The sequence below is a fragment of the Streptomyces sp. CRN 30 genome, from assembly GCF_034105845.1.
The window spans coordinates 1-5,000 of record NZ_JAVRHI010000151.1 but is presented as its reverse complement, the minus strand read 5'-3'; the positions used below and the strand labels follow the sequence as shown (position 1 = coordinate 5,000).

Annotated in this window: 4 protein-coding genes; 2 read left to right on the top strand and 2 right to left on the bottom strand. The window is 74.6% G+C overall.

The window, feature by feature from the left end:
- Positions 1-1,516, bottom strand: a 1,516-nt coding sequence (locus UW392_RS14230) for a polyamine aminopropyltransferase (RefSeq protein ID WP_320775329.1), incomplete at its 3' end; no start/stop codon positions are given.
- A 78-nt stretch (positions 1,517-1,594) separates the two neighbouring features.
- Positions 1,595-2,140, bottom strand: a complete 546-nt coding sequence (locus tag UW392_RS14225; protein WP_320775328.1) for a DUF2617 family protein — start codon at positions 2,138-2,140, stop codon at positions 1,595-1,597.
- Positions 2,141-3,058: 918 nt separating this feature from the next.
- Between UW392_RS14225 and UW392_RS14220 the strand changes: the two genes are divergently transcribed.
- The gene (locus UW392_RS14220) at positions 3,059-4,255 is read left to right on the top strand and encodes a pyridoxal phosphate-dependent aminotransferase (protein WP_320775327.1); all 1,197 of its coding nucleotides are present in this window, start codon (positions 3,059-3,061) and stop codon (positions 4,253-4,255) included.
- Between the two features lie 88 nt (positions 4,256-4,343).
- Positions 4,344-5,000, top strand: a 657-nt coding sequence (locus UW392_RS14215) for a mannosyltransferase family protein (RefSeq protein ID WP_414496111.1), incomplete at its 3' end; no start/stop codon positions are given.

Below are 5,000 nucleotides of genomic sequence, written 5' to 3'. Positions count from 1 at the left end.
CCGGCCGCGGCCCGCGCGGGTCGAGGCGGGGCACCGGCCGGACGCGGGCCGCCAGCAGAAACCCCCAGTCACCGCCCGTACCGGTCGTGCGGCCGCCGACCCGATAGGCCGCCGTCCGCAGCCCGGCCGCCCGCAGCGTCGACTCCACCGTCCGGAACACCTCCGGCCGCGCGGCGTACGGCCCCGCGTGGACCGCCATCCGCCCGTCGGGGGCGAGCACGCGGCGGGCGAGCCCGTAGAACTCCTGCGAGTACAGCTTCGTCCCGGCGGTGACGCCCGGGTCGGGCAGGTCAGCGATGACCACGTCGTACGCGGCGACCGGCGACCGCCGCAGCCGGTGGAAGGCGTCGTCCGACGTGACGCGCACGCGCGGGTCGCCGTAGGCGTGGTCGTTGAGGGTGGCCAGTCCGGGGTCGGTGCGGGCGAGCCCGGACAGTTCCGCGTCGACCTCGACGATCTCGACGCGCCGCACCCCCGGGTAGCGCAGCACCTCGCGGGCGGCGAGCCCGTCACCGCCGCCGAGGATCAGCACGCGCGCGTGCGGACCGGCCATGGCGGGGTGCACCAACGCCTCGTGGTACCGGCGTTCGTCCCCGCCGTCGACGCGCAGCCGCCCGTCGAGGTAGAGGTCGAGGGGGTGGCCGTCGGTGTCGCCGAGGACGACGACCTCCTGCACGTCGGTGCGGACGGCCACCCGGACGTCGTCGCCGTACATCGCGCGCCGCGCGGCGCGTTCGAAGTCGTCGGCGAGGACGGCGGTGGTGGCGAGGAGCGCGATGACGACGATGTTGGCGGTCAGCAGCAGCCGGCGGGAGCGGCGGCTCAGGTCGCGCCGGAACAGGCCGAGCACGAGCGCGGCGCCGACGACCGCGTTGACGGTCCCGGTGACGAGCGCGCCGCTCAACTGGCCGAAGAACGGCAGGAGGAGGAAGGGGAAGGCGAGGCCGCCGACGAGCGAACCGACGTAGTCCGCGGCGAACAGATCGGCGACGGCGCCGCCGACGTCCTGGCGCCGGATGCGCTGGATCAGCTCCATCAGCAGCGGCACCTCGGCGCCGATCAGCAGGCCGATGGTGAGCGAGAAGGCGACCAGCAGCACGTGCGGCGCGTCGGACCACCAGCCGCCCCGGCCGCCGGTCCAGGCGAACACGGCGTACAGCGCCATCGCGCTGCATCCGCCGACGAGGGCGAGCGCGGTCTCCACCGCGCCGAAACCGGCCGCGCCGAGCCGCCGTACCCGCTTGGCGACGAGCGAGCCGATGCCCATCGCGAAGACCATGACCGACAGGACGATGGACGCCTGGGTGACCGAGTCGCCGGTCAGGTACGAGGCGACGGCGACGAGTTCCAGCTCGTAGACGAGCCCGCAGGCCGCGCAGACGAAGACGCCCGCGAGGACCAGGAACCGCCCGGTGGCCGGCCGCACGGGCAGCGGCGCGGGGGCGGGGCGTGGGCCGCCCGGACCGTCCCAGGGCGGCTTGGGGCCGGGCGGGGCGGGCGCCTGCGGTTCGATCACCCTGTGACGTTACGTCACTCCCACGCTCCGCTGGGTCACCCACACGTGTGGACTTGTCGTTCACTCCGGCTCGGGGGTTTATCCCGCGCACGCACCTGAAGGGGTGAGCGCGGACGCCTCGGCGCAGGCCCCGACGCGGGTCCGGGTGGCGACGAGGCGGCCCTCCTGGGGGTAGGCGTGCCAGGTGCGCCAGTGCACCTGGCCTTCGTTGGTCTGTGCCAGCAGGGCGGTGAAGGCGTGCGGGCTGCCGGGGAAGACGCCGACGAGTCCGTGCGGGTGGTCCCCTACGAGCGCGAGCAGTTCCCGCGCGCGGTCGGCGAAGGCGTCCGGGGTCAGCAGCTCGACGTGGGCGGCGAACTCGTACTCCCAGTCGCCGACCCGCTTGGCGACGCCCAGGGGCAGCGGGGTGCGGCTGCCCGGGATGCACGCGACCGTCTCCGAGCAGGTGCCCCACTCCTCCTCCAGGAGGACTTGATGGGAGGCGCCGAGGAGTCTCAACTGAAGTGCGGCGTTCGCCAGTTCGACTTCGAGTGTGGCCAGGGCCGGAAGCGGCTCCCGGCCCAGCGCCCAGGCGAGATCGGCCGCGCGCGTGTCGGTGTAGGCGGTGTTCAGGGTCGTGAGCATGGATGGGCTCCGCAAGCACACAAGGGGGGAAGGGGCGGGGTCCTGCGTGTCCCGGTCGTGCCGGGGAGGTGCGGCCCTGTCACAGCCGGCCCAGTCGGCCGGTCAGGAGGGGTCCGCAGGACGGTCCGGGGGGCTGCTTGGGCGAATGAGAGGCAATCATGGACGGTGGCCGCGCCACAGCGTTTTTACCCAACTTCGTGGTATTTCCATCCCTCGGGGGGCTCCACAGCTCAACTGTTCAACCACAGCGTGCGCCTTCCCCGCACAGTGCGCGCCGGTGCGCGAGAAGCGTCCGCCGGGCGCGCTGCCCGGCGGACGCTCGGTGCGGGGCCCGGTCCCGGCCGTCCGGGCGGGACCCTGGCCGGGGGATGCGGTTCCCCCTCGGAGAAGCTCGGCTGCCCCGTGTCAGCTGCCTCCTCCACCGCATCCGCCACCGCCACCGCCGCAGGAGGAGCCGCCCCCGCAGGAGTGGCCGCCGCCACCGGAGTGCCCCCCTGAGTCGCCTCCTGAGTGACCGCCGTGGTGACCGTCGGACGACGAACCGCCGTCGCCCCCGCCGACCCACCAGCTGCCGCTGTCACTGCCGCTGCCACCGCCGCCCCCGGCGTCACCGCCGCCTCCACCGGCCCAACGGCCGCGCGTGTGCCCGCGTGTACCCCCGGCGCGCGCTCCCCGGCGCGTGACCGAGATCCCCCGGGCCACGGCCGCGATGACGATCACTGCCACGATGATGCCGATGATCATGGCGTCACCCTCCCTTACGATGCACGACGCCCGAGCCGGCTGCCCCGGGAACCCACCCCGGGAGCCCGCCCGAAGCAACCCCCCGTGGGTGCCTCGCTCGCTGCGTGCACGGGAGATGCCCTCGGCCGCGACGCGCCAAAGCAGAGTTGAGCAACTCCAGAGGTTCGGCGGAGGATGGCCGTCATGACCTCCAGCACGCGACCCCTTCTCAACCGCCGGCTCGCCGAGTTCGGGACGACGATCTTCGCCGAGATGTCGGCCCTGGCCGTGCGGACCGGGGCGATCAACCTGGGGCAGGGGTTCCCGGACACGGACGGGCCCGAGGAGATCCGGGAGGCGGCCGTACGGGCGCTGCGGGACGGGCGCGGCAACCAGTACCCGCCGGGGCCCGGCGTCCCCGAGCTGCGCGCCGCGATCGCCGCGCACCAGCTCCACCACTACGGCCTGTCCTACGACCCCGACACCGAGGTCCTGGTCACCGCGGGTGCCACCGAGGCCATCGCCGCGGCGCTGCTCGCCCTGGTCGAGCCCGGCGACGAGGTGATCGCCCTGGAGCCGTACTACGACTCCTACGCCGCCTGCGTCGCGATGGCGGGCGGCACGCGCGTGCCGGTCACCCTGCGGCCGACCGCCGAGGGCGACGCCTTCCGCCTCGACCTCGACGAACTGCGCGCCGCCGTCACCGACCGCACCCGACTGCTGCTGGTCAACACCCCGCACAACCCCACCGGCACCGTCCTCACCCGCCCGGAACTGGCGGCGATCGCCGAGCTGGCCGTGGAACGCGACCTCCTCGTCGTCACCGACGAGGTCTACGAGCACCTCGTCTTCGACGACGCCGAACACATCCCCCTGGCGTCCTTCCCCGGCATGCGCGAGCGCACGGTCACCATCTCCTCCAGCGGCAAGACGTTCTCACTGACCGGCTGGAAGGTCGGCTGGATCACCGCCGCCCCCGCCCTGGTCACGGCCGTACGCTCGGCCAAGCAGTACCTGACCTACGTCTCCGCGGGCCCGTTCCAGTACGCGATCGCCGAGGCGCTCGCACTGCCGGACAGCTACTTCACCGGCTTCCGCGACGACCTGCGCGCCAAGCGGGACCTGCTCTCGGCGGGACTCACGGAGGCGGGCTTCGGCGTCTTCCGCCCGGCCGGCACGTACTTCGTCACCACCGACATCCGCCCCCTCGGCCTCGACGACGGCTTCGCCTTCTGCCGCGCCCTGCCGGAACGCACGGGCGTCGTCGCCGTCCCGAACGCCGTCTTCTACGACCACCGCGAGGAGGGCGCGCCGTTCGTACGGTTCGCGTTCTGCAAGCGGACGGCCGTCCTGGAAGACGCCGCGCGGCGCCTGAGGACGCTCGCGGCCTGACCGCCGCCCGGCCCTCGCCGCCCGGCCCCGTCACCCACCCGGCCTCCCCCCGCTCGCGCCCCGCCCCCCGCAACCGCAGCATGCCCCTGTGACCCACGCAGCCACCCGCGTCAGCGCGCCCGCCCGTACCGTCGTCGTGGAGCGGGGCGGTGAGCGCCCGGGGCGGGCGGGGACCGGGGCGTTCGGTGCCGTGGTGCTCTTCCTCGCCGTGCGGCTGGCCGGTGCCGCGGCCGTCGCCGTGGCCGCGCGGGCCGGTGGCCAGGACCCGCTCCGGCTGCTCGGGCGGTCCTGGGACTCCCGTTGGTACCTGGGGATCGCCGCGCACGGGTACGGCCGCACCCTGTACTGGCCGGACGGCACCGTCCAGAGCGACCTCGCGTTCTTCCCGCTCTACCCCGCGCTGATCCGGGTCACGACCAGCGTGCTGCCGCTCACCGGCACCTGGGCGGGGCTGCTGGTCTCCTGGACGGCCGCGGCGGTCGCCGCCTGGGGCATCCACGCCGTCGCGCTCCGGCTGCACGGCCGGGCCGTCGCCCGGACCCTCGTCGTGCTGTGGGGGCTGCTGCCGCACAGCGTCGTGCTGTCGATGGCGTACACCGAACCCGTGCTCACCGCCTGCGCCGCCTGGGCGCTGTACGCCGTCCTCACCGGGCGGTGGGCGGCGGCGGGGGCGCTCGCCGCGCTGGCGGGCGCCGCCCGGCCCAACGGGCTCGCGGTCGTCGCGGCGGTCCTCGCGGCGGCCGCC

Excerpts from the sequence above, each read along its gene's own strand:
- UW392_RS14225 (WP_320775328.1), bottom strand. The coding sequence starts at position 2,140 with ATGCTCACGACCCTGAACACCGCCTACACCGACACGCGCGCGGCCGAT.
- UW392_RS14220 (WP_320775327.1), top strand. The coding sequence starts at position 3,059 with ATGGCCGTCATGACCTCCAGCACGCGACCCCTTCTCAACCGCCGGCTC.